Source organism: Klebsiella sp. JB_Kp042 (assembly GCF_040065275.1).
GTDB lineage: Bacteria > Pseudomonadota > Gammaproteobacteria > Enterobacterales > Enterobacteriaceae > Klebsiella > Klebsiella quasipneumoniae.
Map to the genome: position 1 here is coordinate 1 of NZ_JBEAJL010000036.1, position 15857 is coordinate 15857.

A 15857-nucleotide genomic window follows, 5' to 3' on the forward strand; every position below is an offset into this window, starting at 1 on the left:
TGGGCGGACCTAAACTTGCTGTAATTCCCATAGCGCTTGGCTAAGTTGACCTGTTTCCCATACTCCGGGCCGTCCGCGGAGTTGACCTGTTTCCCACAGTCCGCGCCGTCCGCGGAGTTGACCTGTTTGCCATAGTCCGGGCCGTCCGTAAAGTTGACCTGTTTCCCACAGTCCCGGCCGCCCGCGAAGTTGACCTGTTTCCCATAGTCCGGGCCGTCCGCGAAGTTGACCTGTTCCCCACACTCCCGGCCGCCCGTGAAGTTGACCTGTTTCCCATAGTCCGGACCGTCCGCGAAGTTGACCTGTTTCCCATAGTCCGGAGCGTCCATAAAGTTGACCTGTTTCCCACAGAGGATGGAAAACTCTTCTTGTGCTGAGCGTAAGAGCTATCTGCCGGAACGGTTCCTCTTCGCTTCCTCGCCAGTTCGCTCGCTACGCTCGGTTACATGGCTGCGGCGAGCGCTGATACATAAGGCTCAGCATTGCACTGGTCGTAACTAAAATCAGAATCCTTCTGAATGACCCTCCTGTCTTGCAAGTTGGATACCTTTCTCAAAGCCCTTTTGTATGAGTTGTTGTTGATGGTCAAAAGTGCGTCTGCGTGTTGCTGCAGTGTGATTTAGTAGCACGCCCGTCGAGCTTCCCCCCTCTCCTGTTGAGAGCGAAATCAAAACAATATGAATTTTTGCTTGCAACATGACTCTTTTTGTTCAAAATGACAAAAAACGTCATGAGGTGATAAATGGACAATATTGAGCAGTTACGGAAAGTCGCTACACGTGCAGGTAAGCTTCTGACATCTTTGAGCGAAAGTATCCGCCAGCAAAAAGAGGAATTGAAGCTTACCGAGTTCTATCAGGAATACAGCAAAGCCGCTCTGTATAAGCTGCCTAAGCTCAGTAAAGGCAGTGTTGAGTATGCTGTGGCCGAAATGGAAGCCGGTGGCTACATTTTTAAAAAGAAACCTTCTGGTAATACGATGAAATACGCGATGACGATTCAGAATGTCATCGATCTGTATAACCATCGTAAAGTACCGAAGTACAGGGATCGCTTCGATAAAGCCTTTACGATTTTTGTATGTAATCTTAAAGGTGGTGGTTCCAAGACAGTTTCTACCGCTTCATTATCACATGCTTTTCGAGCTCATCCTCAGCTTCTGTTCGAAGACCTGCGTATTCTGGCCATCGATTTCGATCCGCAGGCATCTCTGACAATGTTCCTGAGCCATGAGAATTCAGTGGGCTTGGTTGAAAATACGGCTGCTCAGGCCATGCTCCAGAACGTGTCTCGAGAAGAATTACTTTCCGATTTTATAGTACCGTCTATTATCCCTGGTGTTGATGTAATCCCCGCTTCCATTGACGATGCATTCCTTGCTGAAGGCTGGAAGGGATTGTGTGAAGAACATCTGCCAGGGAAAAATATTCATGCGGTGCTTAAAGAGAACATTATCGACAAGCTCCAGCATGACTACGACTTTATTTTCCTTGATAGTGGTCCTCACCTTGATGCGTTCCTGAAAAACTGCATTGGAGCGGCAGACCTGATGTTGACCCCTCTTCCACCGGCGACGGTTGATTTTCATTCTTCCCTAAAGTTTGTGGCCAGCCTCCCTGCCCTCATAGATTCCATTGAAATGGATGGGCACACCTGCAATCTCATCGGTAATGTCGGCTTCATGTCCAAGATCCTGAACAAGTCTGATCACAAAATTTGCCATAGTCAGGCCAAAGAGGTTTTCGGTGCCGATATGCTAGACATGGTTCTGCCGAGACTGGATGGTTTCGAACGCTGTGGGGAGACTTTTGACACAGTTATTTCAGCAAATCCAGCAACCTATGATGGAAGTACAGAGGCACTAAAAAGCGCAAAATCAGCAGCGGAAGACTTTGCGAAGGCAGTCTTTGATCGCATCGAGTTCATTCGTACTAACGGAGGTATGTGATGTCGAATGAGAAAAGAAAAACCATCGGCAGACAGTTAAATACCCAGGCGTCAATAGCGGAAATGACGGACACCGGTAGAAGCCAGGTATTTACCTTAAAAACCGGCAGGAAGGTAACGTTCAGGTTTGTTCGGGTGCCTGCATCTGAAGTTGAAAGTAAGACATTCGTTAACCAGGAAAACAATGGAAGAGATCAACTTGCACTGACCAGGGAGTCCCTGAAATCCATTATCCAGACGATTAAGTTTCAGCAGTTCTTTCCCTGTATTGGTATTAAGCAAAGTGAAAGGATTGAGATACTGGATGGTTCAAGACGGCGAGCCTCAGCAATTTTTGTCCGTACAGGCCTTGATGTAATGGTTACCGAAGAACATTTATCAGCTGATGAAGCTCGCCAACTGGCTAAAGATATCCAGACAGCTAAAGAACATAATCTTCGGGAGATTGGGCTGAGATTGATCGCTCTTAAAGAGTCCGGATTTAATCAAAAGGAAATTGCTGAACTGGAGGGGTTATCTCAGGCTAAAGTTACCAGGGCGCTGCAGGCGGCGGCCGTACCGCAAGACTTAATTTCTCTGTTCCCGGTTCAGTCGGAGCTATCGTTTAGTGACTATAAACTTCTTTTAGAAGTTAATGAAAAACTTAGTGAAAAGGGATTAACTCCTGAAGAACTCATTCAGGCTGTATCAGCTCAGCTCGATGCAATTTTGAATGATGGCGAGCGACCAGAAGACGAACAGAAAGCCAGTATTCTGAAGCTGATTTCTCAGGCATCTCAGGCATTAATCGATCCATCTCCCAAGGAAAAGTCAGTGGTTTCCCCACTCTGGTCTTTTGAAGAAAAGGACAAGTTCGCGCGTAAGCGTGTGAAAGGGCGCACGCTGACTTATGAGTTTAGCCGTATGTCAAAAGTGATTCAGGATGAACTGGACAAGGCTATCAACGAGGTCCTTGACAGAAATTTGAGTCAATAATTTCGCCATGGCGATTTCACATCTAACTTATTGTAATTAGGCAGTTTAGGCTGAGAATTTCAAGGTGAAATCGCCATAGTTTCACGCCAGTTTCGCTGCAGGAATATCTGACCATCGTGTCGTATAAGCAGGAGAAAGCATCTCCCGTTTCATCTGCCATTCCGAGGCCATACCCCGCCCCGCAAACCATACTTTACCCAGCCCTGAGTTGTTGATCCCGTCCAGAACCCTCATCAGCTCAGCACTGTGAGGGCGTGGCGGGCGTTCGTCGAACAGCTGCAGCTGCGAAACGCCGGAGCCGGTGAAGTCATTCAGCATAACTCCGGCTTTGGCATACCGGTGCCCATCCCTCCAGATACGCTCCAGAGCCATTGTGGCGGCTGCAATGATGTCCCTGGTGTCCTGAGTGGGTGTAAGAAGTTTTTCCGTAGCCACGTTGCCGTAGTAAGGCCCTTTAATGGCGAACGGAGACGTTTTGATGAAAACGGAAATATGCCGGCAATACTGGTGCTCTTTACGCAGTTTTTCAGAGGCCCGCTCTGCGTGCTGACAGATAGCCTGACGGAGTGACTCGTACTCCGTGATCTTCACGCCAAAACTGCGGCTGCAGACAATTTGCTGTTTCGTCGGAGGGGCTTCCTCAAGCGAAAGGCAGCTTTCCCAGTTCAGTTCCCGTACCGTTCGCTCAAGGACCACAGAAAAATTTTTGCGGATGAAGGCCGGGTTCGTCAGAGCCAGATCGAGCGCGGTTTTTATGCCCAGCACATTTAGCTTGCGTGCAATACGGTTACCCACCCCCCAGATTTCTTCAACCGGCTGCAGTGAAAGCAGTTTCCGCGTCCTTTGCGGATTTCCCCTGGTCAGCGCGAGTACGCCACGAAACTGTTTCCACTCTTTTGAGGCCCACTGGGCTGATTTTGCGAGGGTTTTCGTTGGTCCGGCGCCCACGCCAATGGTCAGGCGGGTACAGTCATACACGTGCTGACGCAGCTGCCGGCCGAAGTCCTCAAGCCCCATACAGTGCTCCACGCCGGTCAGGTCGAGGAACATCTCATCAATGGAATACTGTTCCACCCTGGGGGCCAGTTCCTCCAGGCAGTTCATCACGCGCGCCGACATCGAGGCGTAAAGTTCATAATTACTTGAAAACGCATATATTTTTTCCGGGTACCTTTCGTTTTTTATCTGAAACCACGGAGTTCCCATTTTGATCCAGGGCTTCGCCTCGGCACTGCGAGCGATTACGTTCCCGTCGTTGTTGCTCAGGACGACTATCGGCTTTCCTTTCAAATCCGGGCGGAAAACACGTTCACAGCTGGCATAGAAGCTGTTCACATCGGCCAGGGCAAACATCAGTACATCTCCCTCGGGCGGTGGATGATATGCGTGACGACGCCAAAGATATCCAGCTCGTCGGGATCAGGATAAATCGGCGACCAGGAGGCATTCATGGGCTGCAGCGTCAGCCGCGGCGTCAGCAGAAGCCGTTTCACCGTAAACTCCCCCTGTACGCTGGCGACAACGATATCGCCGTGCCGCGGCTTTTCAGCACTGTCCACAACCAGCAGATCGCCATTGTACAGACTGCCGTCGGCCATGCTGTCTCCGCTGGCACGCAGGTAGTACGTCGCGCTCGGATGCCGTATGCAGTAATCATGGAGATCCAGATCGGACTCGACATAGTCAGCAGCAGGGCTGGGAAAACCGCAGCTGGCCAGATCGGCAAACAATGGATGGGCCTGTGGCGGGAGTTCTTTCCCGGTGCTGAAAAGTTGTAGTTTCATCTTTCCTCCTGACACTCTAATTTTTACTGGTTATGCATACAGTATATTTAACAGCGTGACGATAATCCAGATCGCATGCCTTAAGAACATTTTGAGTAAATAAAGGTGTTCAAAATGCTTATATTAATCATTTTGATATTTTTGTATTGCTCATATTGAGAAATGTTACTTTGTTTTTTTCATCTTGCTCTTATAATTGGTATCAAATTGAGTGTAACTAACGGAGCATATTGATGAATATTTACTGCGATGATGGTTCAACTAATGTTAAGCTGGCATGGTTTGAAGGCGATGAGCTTCAGACCCGGGTTTCTGCGAACTCCTTCCGGCATGGCTGGAAAGTGGCGGAATTCAGTGCGGCAACGTTCAACTATCAGGTGGGTACGCTGAAATACACCTGGGACAGCGTCAGCCGGGATGCCATCCCGACAACAAACGTGGAATATCAGTACGGTGATCTCAACCTGCTGGCCGTGCATCATGCGCTGCTGAACAGCGGACTGGAGCCGCAGCCGGTGAGCCTGACCGTGACGCTGCCCCTGAGTGAGTATTACGACGGGGACTGCCAGCGGAACGAGGAGAACATACGACGCAAACGGGAAAACCTGATGCGTGAGCTGGTTCTGAATAAGGGCAGGGCATTTACCGTAACGGACGTGAAGGTGATGCCGGAATCACTACCGGCGGCGTTCTCCCGTCTCGCGGAGCTGAAACCCGGCCCCGCTGAGACCACCCTGATTATCGATCTCGGTGGTACCACGCTCGATGCCGGTGTGATTGTCGGCCAGTTTGATGATATCAGTGCGGTGCACGGTAATCCGTCTGTCGGCGTGTCACAGGTCACCCGCGCAGCTGCAGGCGCGCTGCGTGCGGCAGACAGCGAAACCAGCGCCCTCATCGCTGACACTGTCATCCGCAACCGCAATGATCGTCAGTATCTGCAGCGTGTGATCAACGATGCCGGTAAAATCGACGAGGTTCGGAACAAAATAACAGAGGCGATCACTTCCCTGGGGGCGCGTGTCACCAGTGAGCTGACGGCCTTCAGGAACGTTAACCGGGTATTCCTGGTCGGGGGAGGGGCTTCCCTCATAGAAGAAGCTATCCGTCAGGCCTGGCCTCTGGCTCATGACCGTATCGAGGTTATAGGCGATCCGCAGATGGCGCTGGCCAGGGAGATTGCCCTTTACAATAAAGAGGACTAAACGTGCCGGACGGCCAGTATTCTTTCTATCTGCACAGCGACGATCGCACCGACATCGCGGCGATGGCAACCATCAGCACCATCTCACAGCCCCTGCGCGGTGAGTTCATCCGTACCGCCGCCACCGCCGGGGCGGTGGTATACCAGGTGGATGCCCGTTTACCGGCGCTGATCCCGGTGTTCTTTGCCGGGCAGCTGAGCGCTGTCCGCCTTTGCGCCGTGATGGCCCTGGTCTCCGGAACCTGGTCCTCACTCACCGGCCTTCCGGATGAGCCCGAAAATGGTGGGGCTGCTCTGCCCGTGTCACCGGAGACGGAATACCAGCGCCGGCGTTACACCCTGACGCTTCAGAATGGCCGGAGTGGGGAACGGGTGGAAAGTGTGCTGACGGAAGCGTCATCCCGTCTGCGTGGGGATCTGCTGAGAAACCTGATTATCACCGGTCTTGCCCTCCACACGACGGCGCCTGAACTGCCGCGCCTGCTGGCCAGTATGCCGGTACCGCCCACCTCGGTCAGTGAGCTGCAGGCTCTGGTTCAGCAGATGGCCGGCACCGCTGACGTGAACAGGGCTGCAGCTGCAGTACCGGATACGCCGGCAGCATCTGCCGCGCCGGTGTCCGGGGCGGATACCCGGGAAATAAAGAAAAATATGCGGCGTGCATTCGGTGACTAACAGTACGAATCACATCCACTACTATACCGATTTCAAATGACTGGCATCCCAGGGAGGTTCTCATGTCACCAGGATTCAGAAATGTTCTCCGTCTCGCCCGCATTCCCGTCGACAGCAGTGAACCGGTGCGCAGAAAATTTGGCAGCCGGCTGATTGGCATTGTGACGGTATGTCTGCTTCCGCTTCTGGTTTTCGACGTTCCGCAGTGGGTTTTCATTTTGTCGCAGGTCATCTGGGGGGCTGGCGTCTATATTGGCCTGTCCCTGGCCGGGGATAAATCCCTGAACCGCTGATACAAACTTTCCGGTTGTTCAAAAAAAGAACAGACGTGGTGGCGTCTGTTCTCCCGCGCTTCTCCGTCGTTTGCCTTCAGGTTATCCACAATTTTAAGCCCCGGATTTGTGGACAGGTATGCCGGTAATTCCCCGTTCGCCTGGAGTTAACGCCAGCCTGCCGCCCGCTGCCAGTGTCTCGCGTCCGGTCTGGTACGGGACGGGCGGTTTTTCCGCTCCGGCCCGGCGTCGTTGAGAGTGTGCGCCAGTCCCTCGCCCTTTTAAGGAACGCCCTTCAAGCCGCTTTCGCGGCATATCCTTGCCGTCCAAAAGACGGACGGCTGCGGTATTCCACGGTCGGCCTGACCCGTGACCGGACGCGATGAACAGGCAGCGTGCGGCAGGGAACGGTATCGCGGTGATGCCTCCTGCCCCCTCAGACTACAGGAGTGCTGCCATGTCCAGATTCATTCTCGGGAACTGTATTGATGTGATGCGCGGATTCCCCGACCGTGCCGTGGACCTTATTGTGACCGATCCGCCTTACCTCGTCGGTTTTAAGGACCGTCAGGGCAGACAGATTGCCGGGGATGTGACGGACGAATGGCTGCAACCGGCCACGCTGGAGATGTACCGCGTCCTTAAAAAAGACGCACTGATGGTGAGCTTCTACAGCTGGAACCGTGTGGACCGCTTTATGGCCGCGTGGAAGGCGGCAGGATTCTATGCCGTGGGCCAGCTTGTGTTCACCAAAAACTATGCCTCCAACCGTCGTAACGCCAGGGCCCGACGCGGATTTGTGGACTACTGCCATGAAGGGGCTTATGTCCTTGCCAAAGGCCGCCCCGTGCCGCCCCTTAAACCGCTGCCGGATGTGCTGCCCTTCCCGTATACCGGTAATACCCTGCATCCGACGCAGAAACCAGTGGAGGCGCTACAGCCGCTGATTGAGTCATTCAGCGCTCCGGGCGCGATTGTTCTCGACCCGTTTGCCGGAAGCGGTTCGACCTGCGTCGCTGCATACCGTGCCGGACGCCGCTATATCGGCATCGAAATGCTGGCGCAGTACCACCGGGCCGGAACCGAACGACTGGACGCCATGCACCGGGCCGTAAATACCCCGGCGGCGAACGATGAATGGCTCCCGGAGGCCGCGTAATGAATTACGACGGACACGAAGCCCTGCGCCGCGATATGGCCGGGCTGGCGAACAATCTTTGCGACCTGAAAACCACCCTGAAAGTGCTGGAAGACACGTACCACTACCGGTACGACGGACTGGCGGAACGGCTTGCCGGTATCAGTCTGCGACGTCTCAGCGTCCTGATGGATGAGGCGTTCAATATTGCACTGATGCTCGATGAAAGCTTTCTGGATTGAGGAGAGAACATGTACGGAACCCGTGAAGATCTTTGCAGGATGCTGAATGAGCAATATCCCGCAGAAACCCCGCTGAACCTGATTATCTGGGCCCCGGCGGATATTGAAGCACTGGCTGACGGGATGGAATATTCCTTTTCAGAACATGACGTAAGGGCAGTACTGGAACGCATGGACACTATACCGGAAGAACAACGGCTTGAGTCGGGCGTGTCAGCCGGCCTGGTGATGGCACTGATAGACCAGGTGAAAGAGAACGGGCAGAGGGTGACTGTGCCGGTTGACCTGCTTGAAACCCTGCTGATTACCGCCGAACAGGCATTGTGGGACAGGGAATGGACCGCACGGGATCGCAATCTCCCGGTGCCGGAAAGCGTAATGCGCCGCCTGGCGGATACAGCAAAAGTGCGGGCATTACTGAAAAGCTGACAGCAGATCGCCCCGCCACGCGGCGGGGTGATATAACCCGGACAGAGACGATAATGATGAAAAAAGAAACCCTTAACACGCTTATTCTGCGTCACGGCGACCGGATGCTGCGCCAGGCTGGCTGGCCCGACACTGTTGATATGGCGCCCGTCGCCCCCGAAACCGTACCCGGCTGGCTTGCCGCCTGCGGCTCTCTCAGTGGCGTGGAAATCCTCACGCTTACGGAACAGCTTTGTCAGCCGCTGACGTATGGCCGGGCAGCGTTGTTGCTCGCCAGCGCCCGGCGGCTGGCGGGAACCCCGGCTCGTCTGCATCTCTTTCCGGTGCAGGCATATCCGCATCCGGAGCGGCTGGCTGACTGTCAGGTTATCCGCCTGCCTTACGCTCAGGAGTGGCTGACAGCGGCGGAATGTGACGATCTGCTGGCCTTCCTGAAAGCCTCCCTCACGCAGATATCGGAAATCGTCCACCGGGATACGAAGCGCATCGCCGCCGCGCTGACGCCGTCCGTCACTCCCCGTCTGATGGACAGGCGGATCGGTGACTGGCGCTTGCTGGCCGTGGAGTATGATCATGATAACTGCCTGGACGAAGACGAAACCGACAGGCTGGATCAGGTCCTCGATGCCATTCTTATTCGCGATGCGCGATTCTGCCCGGTCCTGCTCACCCTGGTTAACGAGCGGGAGGAAACTATCAGGAGCGCAGGGGTTATCGCTGATCAGCTGCGTTTTACGGACACTCCGGTCCGGCGCTGGTTTGATCGCCGGGTTTTAAGGGAAATGGTGAGAGAGGCCCGCGCCAGCAGAACTCAGGAGTGACAGCCCGGAGCGTCAGGGGAGGGGGACCCTCCCTTGTCAGCCTGCCGGCACAGGAGGTGTGGTGCGATAAGGATGTCGCCGTGCCGGCTCCGCGTCCACCCGGCCCGGTTTCCGGGCCTTTTGGGTGAACACAACCCTCTGTTATCGCCGTGCCGTGTGCTGGCTGTGCCGTGCCTTCACTTTAGCCCGGCAGCCGCAGAGGCTGGAGTTCGCTGGCGCCGCCATCCCCGGATAAGGCAGTCGCCGGCTTGCCGTTGCCGCCGGCTCCGCTTCACCCGGCCCCATCCCTCCGGTCCGTGGCCTTATTACTGCGTCTGTCGCGTTGCGACATCTGCTTCCGCTTTTCTCCCGGTGGTCAAAAAACGGGGGAGAGAAACCCTGTATTCAACCTCCTGCATCGCGACGGGTAGTGCCGTGCCTTCACTTTAGCCCGGCCGCTGCAGATGCAAGGGTGCGCTGACGCCGCCATCCTCGCCCGGTCGCAGGTTTTTTATGATGCTCGCCGTTCTTCCCGTCGTTTTCTCGCTCAGGTTTCGCTCGAAAACCGTCCAGACCAGCTTCGCGCTATATCTGCGCTGCGGCCTCCGGTGTCGCCCCTGCATCTTCCGCTTTTCGCCGGGCTGTCGTGTCGGCACGGCACAACCCGGTGCCGCAGTCTATGTGATTACGGAGGTTTATCCATGCAGTATGTGAATACATGCCCGGTCCTGAATGTTGAGGAGTCCGACCGCCTGTCTTTTATGCCGTACCTGTTCGGCACGGATTTCATGCTCGCGGAATTACAGGTGTACGCTCTGGCCAAAAAATGGATGCCCGGCTATGAGGGCGGCTTCTGGCATTTTATTCGCCTGCCGGAGGGGGGCGGCTACATGATGCCGGATTGTGGCCGGGTACATCTGGTCAGTAGCGAAAACTGGTTTGATCGCACTGTCAGCGCCGACGCGGCGGGCATTATTCTGACCAGCCTGGCGATTAATCGCCGTCTGGCGGCCCATCATGACAGCAGTAACCCGGCGCTGACTCGCCTTTATATGCTGCGTGATGCCCAGCTCTGGAATCACATCACCTTTCACCCCGAATGCAGTGCTATTTACGCCGCGCTGGACTGATTAACGACCGGGGCGGTTACACCGCCCCGCAGGGAGACAAAAATGACTTCATCAGTAACCGTTCCGGCCGTCTACGTGGGCACATATCACCAGTACAACGGCGGCAGTATTTTTGGCAAATGGTTTGATTTAACCGACTTCGACGACGAAGACGAATTTTATGACGCCTGCCGGGCGTTGCATGCCGCCGAGGATGACCCCGAGTTTATGTTTCAGGACTGGGAAGGGATCCCGTCTCAGTTTGCCTCTGAATCCTCTGTTAAGTGGGCGTTTATCGAGGCATTCCGGCAGGCGCAGGACGAAGGACGCGCTGCCGCGTTTGTGGCCTGGGCGGACTATACCGGCGAGTGCGACTATGACGCCTTTGATGAGGCGTATTGTGGCGAGGCTGAAAGCGAGGCGGATTTTGCTTATGGCTTTGTGGAGGATCACGGCCTGTTAAACGAGGTGCCTGAATCCCTGCGCGTCTATTTCGATTATGAGGCTTATGCGCGGGATCTGTTCAGCAGCGGCTATGTCTTCCATGAAGGCTATGTATTCAGCAACTGATTACTATCCGGCGGGGAAGCCCGCCGGTTAAGGAGAAAGCACATGAAACTTGCACCACAAAGCCGCGATATCCTGCGACAGTACAAAGCCCTGATTAATGCCCGCCGCCGCGATGCCGGTCAGCGGGAACTGACCACTGCGCAGGTGATGGATGAAATCTGCGAATACATGACCTGTCAGTGCGCCGTCTATATTGGCGGCCATTTCATTCTTCAGGGGGGAAAGGCACGATAAATCACAGGGCAGGGGGGAACCTCTGCCGCTTCCGGCCGCGCGAAAATCCTGGCAGGCTTCGCCTGCCGGTGAGGCGGTTCGCCACGCCTGCGGCGCTGCGTACCGGCCTCACCTCTACAGGTCGCCAGTTAAGGATTAAGAGCGTAATATCTGAATACCTTTTCTTCTTTTGCGGAATTTGCGTATGTCGCAGTGGAATATTGCCTCTTTTTCAAAAGAGGAGCAGGACAAAGTTGCCGTTGATAAGGTGGCCGCTGCTGTCGCCTGGCAGGAAAGGATGAGCAAGCCCGTCGTGCCGGAACTTGTTGAGCGGGAACAGCCTGAGCACCTGCGCGAGTATTTCCGTGAACGGCTCCGCGTACATCGACTGAACAGTCAGCAGCTGCCGCGCGCAAATGCGCCCGAATATAATAAACCCGGAGATGAGCAGCAGAAGTGATTCTTATAGTCAGTGTGTCCAGGGAGGAAATTTTATGCGTATGTCTCTGATGTTTGCAGCCGTGACGCTTTTAACCGGTATTAACCTGTTTTTTATTCCGTTTCAGCCTGTTCCGGCTCTGTGGGGGGCTATCCTGGCCGTTGCTTTTGTTCTGATTAATGTCGTGGCGGATAAGCTGCGCCTCTGGAGTGGCATTGCGTGGATTATCGTTGCCGGCATCATCATAACGCTGATGCTGAAGGGGAAAGAGCCGGGTGACGAATTACGCGGGTTGATCACCGTTTTTGCTTTCCTGGCTTCGGCCTGGTACTGCGTTGTACAGTACAGAAAAGAGCAGGGCGAATCTCAGTCCTGACCTGACCGGTACCCTTCATCTTGCTGCTGCTCTTCCTCTGGCTTTGCCTCACTTTCCTTTCACACAATCTGCTCCGGGGCCACCTTCGGCTCCTGACCCGCTGGCGCGGTTCAGTCGTCGAGCCACACTCCGCTAACCGCGAAAAGACGCGGTAAGCTCCGCCGAACCCGCTACGCGGTTTCGGGCCTGGCGGCTAGTGTCTGATGTCTGACGTCAAGGTCAACGGCAGCGCTTGCTGCGACCGTCCCGGCCGCGCCGCTTTCACCGTGCCGGCGAAGGACTGCCGGCACTCTGCGGGGCAACGCCGTTTCGCGCCCGCGCTCTTCGTCGTTGCGGCGGGTGCCTGCTCCTTTCCCCTGGTACCCGTATCACCCGTTTGAGTCCATTCGCCGGGGCTGAGACAAGCACAACCCGTCTTGCTGTCCAGGGGACGGCAGGGCCTTTCGCAATAAATTTTTCCCGGCCATTCCGCTGCCGCTTCATTAGGCCGAAAAAAATTTCCCGCTCACCCCCGGACATCTGCACCGGGCCGTGCTCGTTTACGCCCTTGCGGCGAACGGCTCTCAAACGGGTGAAGGTTATATCCAGGGGGCAGGTTCAGCAGGTCCCCGCACAAAGTCAAAACCGCGGCCCCGGCAACTCAACGGGTGATGTTCTTTAAAAATCAGGAAAAAGAAAAATGCAGGATCCTTCATTGCGAACGTATCGGATCGCATTTCTGGGAAGCAATGCCAGCGGCAATCTGCCGATGTTTACCCGGGTGCAGGCCACGACCGGAAAACGGGCGATAAAAGCGTTTATTGAACGCTGTGAACCCGTCAAAGGCTGGTTTCTGGGCGAACCGGAAGACATTACCGATCAGCTTAAGAAGGAGGAAGAAGAAGCGGGAAGCAAACCGCAGATATGAAAAAAGCAGGGTAAACCCTGCTTCTCCCACGCCGTAAAAATCGCACGAACGGTTTTTCCGGCTTCGTTAACTACCATAAGGAGTCAACTTTATGATCTTTTCTATTTTTTCACCTTCCGCAGGCGCTGTAAAGCCCCGTCGTCATTCGCGCATTCTGCGCGCAGATATCACCGCACCTGAGATTGATCCCGCTCTCAGAGCTTTCGGGCGTCATATCGCCAGAAGTCACCGCAAAGGGCGTGGTGTCCACATCCCCGCGATGAAAAATACCGCCCTCGGGCAGGTACTCCGCACGCTGGAACTGAAACGCGCATTTAACTGATGAGGTGAGCCGCCCCGCGAGGGGCGGCAACTGCAGGAAGGAGAAAACACAATGGCACCGACTACCGCACAGATCATGACGGAAAACACCGCAGGCCAGACTTACCGGGCAACCTATTCACCCGATGATAATAAATTGCGACTTTACGCATCATTACGGCTCGATGAAGAAACGTATTCCCTGATCAACAAAGCAGGCTTTCGCTGGGCGCCCAAACAGGAACTTTTTGTGGCGCCAGCCTGGACGCCGGGGCGGGAGGATGTCCTGCTTTCCCTCGCCGGTGATATCGAGGACGAGGACAGCACCCTGTTTGATCGCCAGGAGCAGCGCGCCGGGCGGTTCAGTGACTACAGTGACCGGCGGGCGGTTGAATCGGAGCAGGCGCTTGCGCATGTTGATTCGCTGGCATCGGCTGTACCCCGGGGGCACCCCCGATCCTGGTAGGCCACCACAGCGAGCGCCGCGCGCGCCGGCATGCGCAGAAAATTGAGAACGGCATGAAACGTGCGGTGATGCTGTTCGAGCGCGCCGAATACTGGGAACAGCGCGCGCAGGCCTCTCTGCGGCACGCGAAATACAAGGAGCGTCCGGATGTGCGTTACCGCCGTATCAAAAAAATCGAGGCGGAATTACGCAAGTCCCAAAAGCACATTGCCCGGTCTGAAAAGTATATGACGATGTGGCGTGCGCAGACGCTCGATCTGAAAATGGCGTTACTGGTCAGTAATTATGATCATATTCATGCCTGCTTCACGCTCGACAAATACCCCCGCCCGGCAGAGAAAAGCCAGTATGAGGGCTCGATGTCTCTCCATTCTGCCCTGTCTGAGGAGATCATTACTTTTGAACAGGCGCGTGATATTGCGATCCGCTGTCATGAGCGCACGATTAACCACCAACAGCGCTGGGTGAATCATTACCAGAACCGCCTGGCCTACGAACGCGCGATGCTCAATGAAAACGGTGGCGTTGTCACCCGAACACAGGAATTTGAACCAGGCGGGCAGGTACTGAGTCGGGGAGAATGGTTAACCATTCTCCGGGTTAACCGGAGTAAGGGGGAGGTGAGTTCAGTCGAAACGCCCGGTTATCGCTTTCTGGGCTACAGCGGCACGATGAAACTCACGCCCGACCGTATCACGGACTACAAAGCCCCGACAGCGGAGGAAGCCAGCGACGCGAAGAAAGCGGCGAAGCGCCCACCGATCGTCAATTATCCGGGGGAAGGGTTCCGGGAAATGACAAAAGCCGAGTGGGCGAAATTACCCGCTGATTATAAAGGCGTGCGGGGTGCTGCAGAAACCGAAACACACGGCGCCTACCGCTTCCGCCGGTGCATGACGCACGGTTGTACGCTCGTGAATGTGTATATCACAGACATGAAAACCGTTGAAATTCCGAAAAAATAGCAGGAAGGCTCCCCGGCATCTTGCCGGGGAGGTCAGGGAGTACATTCATGCATCATGACCTTAAACACCGTATTCAGGCGATGCGGGTCAAACTGGAAGGGCGCGCCCCTGTCGCTGAAATTCAGGGTAGCTCGCAACTTTTTGTCACCCCCTCCCCGGAATGTCGCCGGTTGGTTGAGCTGGCTGATGTCCGGGAAACCGATCGCATTCTGGAACCCAGTGCCGGAACGGGCGCCATACTGCAGGCGATCAGGGATGCAGTCCCCCGGGCGAAGTGTGACGCCGTGGAGCTGCACGCCGGGTTAGCCCGTCACCTGCAGGCGCATTTCCCGGAGGTCCGGATCTGGTGCGGAGATTTTCTCGAATATCATCCGGAGCGCCGGTATACACGAATTATCATGAATCCGCCGTTTAATCGCGGTGATGATATCCGGCATATCCGGCGGGCATTAACTCTGCTTGAGCCTGGCGGGATTCTGACGGGCATATGTCTGGACGGGCCGCGTCAGCAAAAGGCGCTGGAGTCCCTGGCGGACGTCTGGGAGCCGTTGCCACGGGGAACATTCACGTATACCCAGGTAGCGACCGCCATTCTCAGAATAACCGTCTGATGACACGTTAAGCCGGCGGGGCACCTGTCCCCGTCTGGCCGCGCCTCGAAAGACCGCGCTGACGCGCCGCCCGCATTTCCTTTTCGCGTCTTCCCTGTTTGCTGCCTGCTGTTTGCCTGCTTCCTCTTCTTCTCCCTGCTGTGATGCCTCTTTTTAAACCTTAAAGGCTTTAAAAGCATACCCACACTGGACACCTTCGGCTCCCGGCCAGCTGCGCTGTCCGGTCGTCGAGCCACACTCCGCTAACCGCGAAAAGACGCGGTTAGCTCCGCCGAACCCGCAAAGCGGTTTCGGGCCTGACGGCTAGTGTCTGATGTCTGAAGTCAAGGTCAACGGCAGCGCTTGCTGCGACCGTTCCGGCCGCGCCGCTTTCACCGTGCCGGCGAAGGACTGCCGGCACTCTGCGGGGCAACGCCGTTTCGCGCCCGCGCTCTT

The 15857-nt window shown here is 55.4% G+C and carries 19 protein-coding genes and 3 pseudogenes; 19 read left to right on the plus strand and 3 right to left on the minus strand.

Annotated features, from left to right (window positions below; translation table 11 throughout):
• Positions 1-329 (minus strand): annotated as a pseudogene (locus ABLV54_RS11845) (hypothetical protein); the annotation flags it as partial.
• A gap of 413 nt (positions 330-742) precedes the next feature.
• Between ABLV54_RS11845 and ABLV54_RS11850 the strand changes: the two are divergent.
• Together ABLV54_RS11850 and ABLV54_RS11855 are read left to right on the plus strand one after the other, a co-directional pair.
• Positions 743-1948 carry an AAA family ATPase gene (locus ABLV54_RS11850; protein WP_011977818.1) on the plus strand — a complete coding sequence of 402 codons (1206 nt, stop codon included), beginning with the start codon at positions 743-745 and terminating at the stop codon, positions 1946-1948.
• On the plus strand, positions 1948-2922 hold the full coding sequence (locus ABLV54_RS11855; RefSeq protein ID WP_011977819.1) for a ParB family protein: 975 nt from the start codon (positions 1948-1950) through the stop codon (positions 2920-2922). The genes ABLV54_RS11850 and ABLV54_RS11855 overlap by 1 nt, the downstream gene beginning before the upstream one ends.
• An 81-nt stretch (positions 2923-3003) precedes the next feature.
• Here ABLV54_RS11855 and ABLV54_RS11860 read toward each other — a convergent pair whose 3' ends face one another.
• Positions 3004-4275, minus strand: a complete 1272-nt coding sequence (locus ABLV54_RS11860; protein WP_348814158.1) for a Y-family DNA polymerase — start codon at positions 4273-4275, stop codon at positions 3004-3006.
• On the minus strand, positions 4275-4706 hold the full coding sequence (gene umuD, locus ABLV54_RS11865) for a translesion error-prone DNA polymerase V autoproteolytic subunit (RefSeq protein ID WP_001568036.1): 432 nt from the start codon (positions 4704-4706) through the stop codon (positions 4275-4277). Before umuD ends, ABLV54_RS11860 begins: the two co-directional genes overlap by 1 nt.
• Positions 4707-4939: 233 nt before the next feature.
• On the opposite strand from umuD, the gene parM reads away from it, so the two are divergent.
• From parM to ABLV54_RS11950, 17 genes and pseudogenes are all read left to right on the plus strand, one after another.
• Positions 4940-5911, plus strand: coding sequence for a plasmid segregation protein ParM domain-containing protein (gene parM, locus ABLV54_RS11870; protein ID WP_004152353.1), 972 nt, complete (start codon positions 4940-4942; stop codon positions 5909-5911).
• Positions 5912-5913: 2 nt separating this feature from the next.
• Positions 5914-6585: a plasmid partitioning/stability family protein gene (locus ABLV54_RS11875; protein ID WP_032435767.1), complete on the plus strand. Its 672-nt coding sequence runs from the start codon at positions 5914-5916 to the stop codon at positions 6583-6585.
• A gap of 62 nt (positions 6586-6647) precedes the next feature.
• Positions 6648-6878, plus strand: coding sequence for a hypothetical protein (locus ABLV54_RS11880; RefSeq protein ID WP_001568040.1), 231 nt, complete (start codon positions 6648-6650; stop codon positions 6876-6878).
• A gap of 162 nt (positions 6879-7040) precedes the next feature.
• Positions 7041-7243 (plus strand): annotated as a pseudogene (locus ABLV54_RS11885) (hypothetical protein); the annotation flags it as partial.
• A 71-nt stretch (positions 7244-7314) separates the two neighbouring features.
• On the plus strand, positions 7315-8016 hold the full coding sequence (locus ABLV54_RS11890) for a DNA methylase (RefSeq protein ID WP_011977792.1): 702 nt from the start codon (positions 7315-7317) through the stop codon (positions 8014-8016).
• The gene (locus ABLV54_RS11895; RefSeq protein ID WP_001568042.1) at positions 8016-8237 is read left to right on the plus strand and encodes a hypothetical protein; all 222 of its coding nucleotides are present in this window, start codon (positions 8016-8018) and stop codon (positions 8235-8237) included. Before ABLV54_RS11890 ends, ABLV54_RS11895 begins: the two co-directional genes overlap by 1 nt.
• A 9-nt stretch (positions 8238-8246) precedes the next feature.
• A complete protein-coding gene (locus tag ABLV54_RS11900; protein WP_041937750.1) occupies positions 8247-8666 on the plus strand; it encodes a DUF1380 family protein in 420 nt (139 codons plus the stop codon).
• 53 nt (positions 8667-8719) lie between these two features.
• Positions 8720-9487 (plus strand): hypothetical protein, encoded by a 768-nt coding sequence (locus ABLV54_RS11905; protein WP_001568044.1) that lies wholly within the window; start codon positions 8720-8722, stop codon positions 9485-9487.
• A gap of 680 nt (positions 9488-10167) precedes the next feature.
• A complete protein-coding gene (locus ABLV54_RS11910) occupies positions 10168-10596 on the plus strand; it encodes an antirestriction protein (RefSeq protein WP_004152356.1) in 429 nt (142 codons plus the stop codon).
• Positions 10597-10638: 42 nt separating this feature from the next.
• Positions 10639-11145, plus strand: coding sequence for an antirestriction protein ArdA (locus tag ABLV54_RS11915; protein WP_001568046.1), 507 nt, complete (start codon positions 10639-10641; stop codon positions 11143-11145).
• 42 nt (positions 11146-11187) lie between these two features.
• Positions 11188-11379 carry a hypothetical protein gene (locus ABLV54_RS11920; protein WP_001568047.1) on the plus strand — a complete coding sequence of 64 codons (192 nt, stop codon included), beginning with the start codon at positions 11188-11190 and terminating at the stop codon, positions 11377-11379.
• A 184-nt stretch (positions 11380-11563) separates the two neighbouring features.
• Positions 11564-11818: a DNA polymerase III subunit theta gene (locus ABLV54_RS11925; protein ID WP_004118476.1), complete on the plus strand. Its 255-nt coding sequence runs from the start codon at positions 11564-11566 to the stop codon at positions 11816-11818.
• A gap of 34 nt (positions 11819-11852) precedes the next feature.
• Entirely contained in the window at positions 11853-12173 is a 321-nt protein-coding gene (locus ABLV54_RS11930) for a hypothetical protein (RefSeq protein ID WP_001568049.1), read from the plus strand.
• 679 nt (positions 12174-12852) lie between these two features.
• A complete protein-coding gene (locus ABLV54_RS11935; RefSeq protein ID WP_001568050.1) occupies positions 12853-13080 on the plus strand; it encodes a hypothetical protein in 228 nt (75 codons plus the stop codon).
• 91 nt (positions 13081-13171) lie between these two features.
• The gene (locus ABLV54_RS11940; protein WP_009310031.1) at positions 13172-13402 is read left to right on the plus strand and encodes a hypothetical protein; all 231 of its coding nucleotides are present in this window, start codon (positions 13172-13174) and stop codon (positions 13400-13402) included.
• 51 nt (positions 13403-13453) lie between these two features.
• Positions 13454-14811 (plus strand): annotated as a pseudogene (locus tag ABLV54_RS11945) (DUF3560 domain-containing protein).
• Positions 14812-14858: 47 nt separating this feature from the next.
• On the plus strand, positions 14859-15422 hold the full coding sequence (locus tag ABLV54_RS11950) for a methyltransferase (RefSeq protein WP_013609525.1): 564 nt from the start codon (positions 14859-14861) through the stop codon (positions 15420-15422).
• Positions 15423-15857 lie beyond the last annotated feature (435 nt).

Bases quoted from the DNA above. Each gene is read 5' to 3' on its own strand.
- ABLV54_RS11905 (WP_001568044.1), top strand. From the start codon at position 8,720: ATGATGAAAAAAGAAACCCTTAACACGCTTATTCTGCGTCACGGCGAC.
- ABLV54_RS11850 (WP_011977818.1), top strand. From the start codon at position 743: ATGGACAATATTGAGCAGTTACGGAAAGTCGCTACACGTGCAGGTAAG.
- ABLV54_RS11880 (WP_001568040.1), top strand. From the start codon at position 6,648: ATGTCACCAGGATTCAGAAATGTTCTCCGTCTCGCCCGCATTCCCGTC.
- ABLV54_RS11900 (WP_041937750.1), top strand. From the start codon at position 8,247: ATGTACGGAACCCGTGAAGATCTTTGCAGGATGCTGAATGAGCAATAT.
- ABLV54_RS11855 (WP_011977819.1), top strand. From the start codon at position 1,948: ATGTCGAATGAGAAAAGAAAAACCATCGGCAGACAGTTAAATACCCAG.
- ABLV54_RS11910 (WP_004152356.1), top strand. From the start codon at position 10,168: ATGCAGTATGTGAATACATGCCCGGTCCTGAATGTTGAGGAGTCCGAC.
- ABLV54_RS11860 (WP_348814158.1), bottom strand. From the start codon at position 4,275: ATGTTTGCCCTGGCCGATGTGAACAGCTTCTATGCCAGCTGTGAACGT.
- parM (WP_004152353.1), top strand. From the start codon at position 4,940: ATGAATATTTACTGCGATGATGGTTCAACTAATGTTAAGCTGGCATGG.
- ABLV54_RS11940 (WP_009310031.1), top strand. From the start codon at position 13,172: ATGATCTTTTCTATTTTTTCACCTTCCGCAGGCGCTGTAAAGCCCCGT.
- ABLV54_RS11920 (WP_001568047.1), top strand. From the start codon at position 11,188: ATGAAACTTGCACCACAAAGCCGCGATATCCTGCGACAGTACAAAGCC.
- ABLV54_RS11890 (WP_011977792.1), top strand. From the start codon at position 7,315: ATGTCCAGATTCATTCTCGGGAACTGTATTGATGTGATGCGCGGATTC.
- umuD (WP_001568036.1), bottom strand. From the start codon at position 4,706: ATGAAACTACAACTTTTCAGCACCGGGAAAGAACTCCCGCCACAGGCC.
- ABLV54_RS11930 (WP_001568049.1), top strand. From the start codon at position 11,853: ATGCGTATGTCTCTGATGTTTGCAGCCGTGACGCTTTTAACCGGTATT.
- ABLV54_RS11925 (WP_004118476.1), top strand. From the start codon at position 11,564: ATGTCGCAGTGGAATATTGCCTCTTTTTCAAAAGAGGAGCAGGACAAA.
- ABLV54_RS11895 (WP_001568042.1), top strand. From the start codon at position 8,016: ATGAATTACGACGGACACGAAGCCCTGCGCCGCGATATGGCCGGGCTG.
- ABLV54_RS11935 (WP_001568050.1), top strand. From the start codon at position 12,853: ATGCAGGATCCTTCATTGCGAACGTATCGGATCGCATTTCTGGGAAGC.
- ABLV54_RS11915 (WP_001568046.1), top strand. From the start codon at position 10,639: ATGACTTCATCAGTAACCGTTCCGGCCGTCTACGTGGGCACATATCAC.
- ABLV54_RS11950 (WP_013609525.1), top strand. From the start codon at position 14,859: ATGCATCATGACCTTAAACACCGTATTCAGGCGATGCGGGTCAAACTG.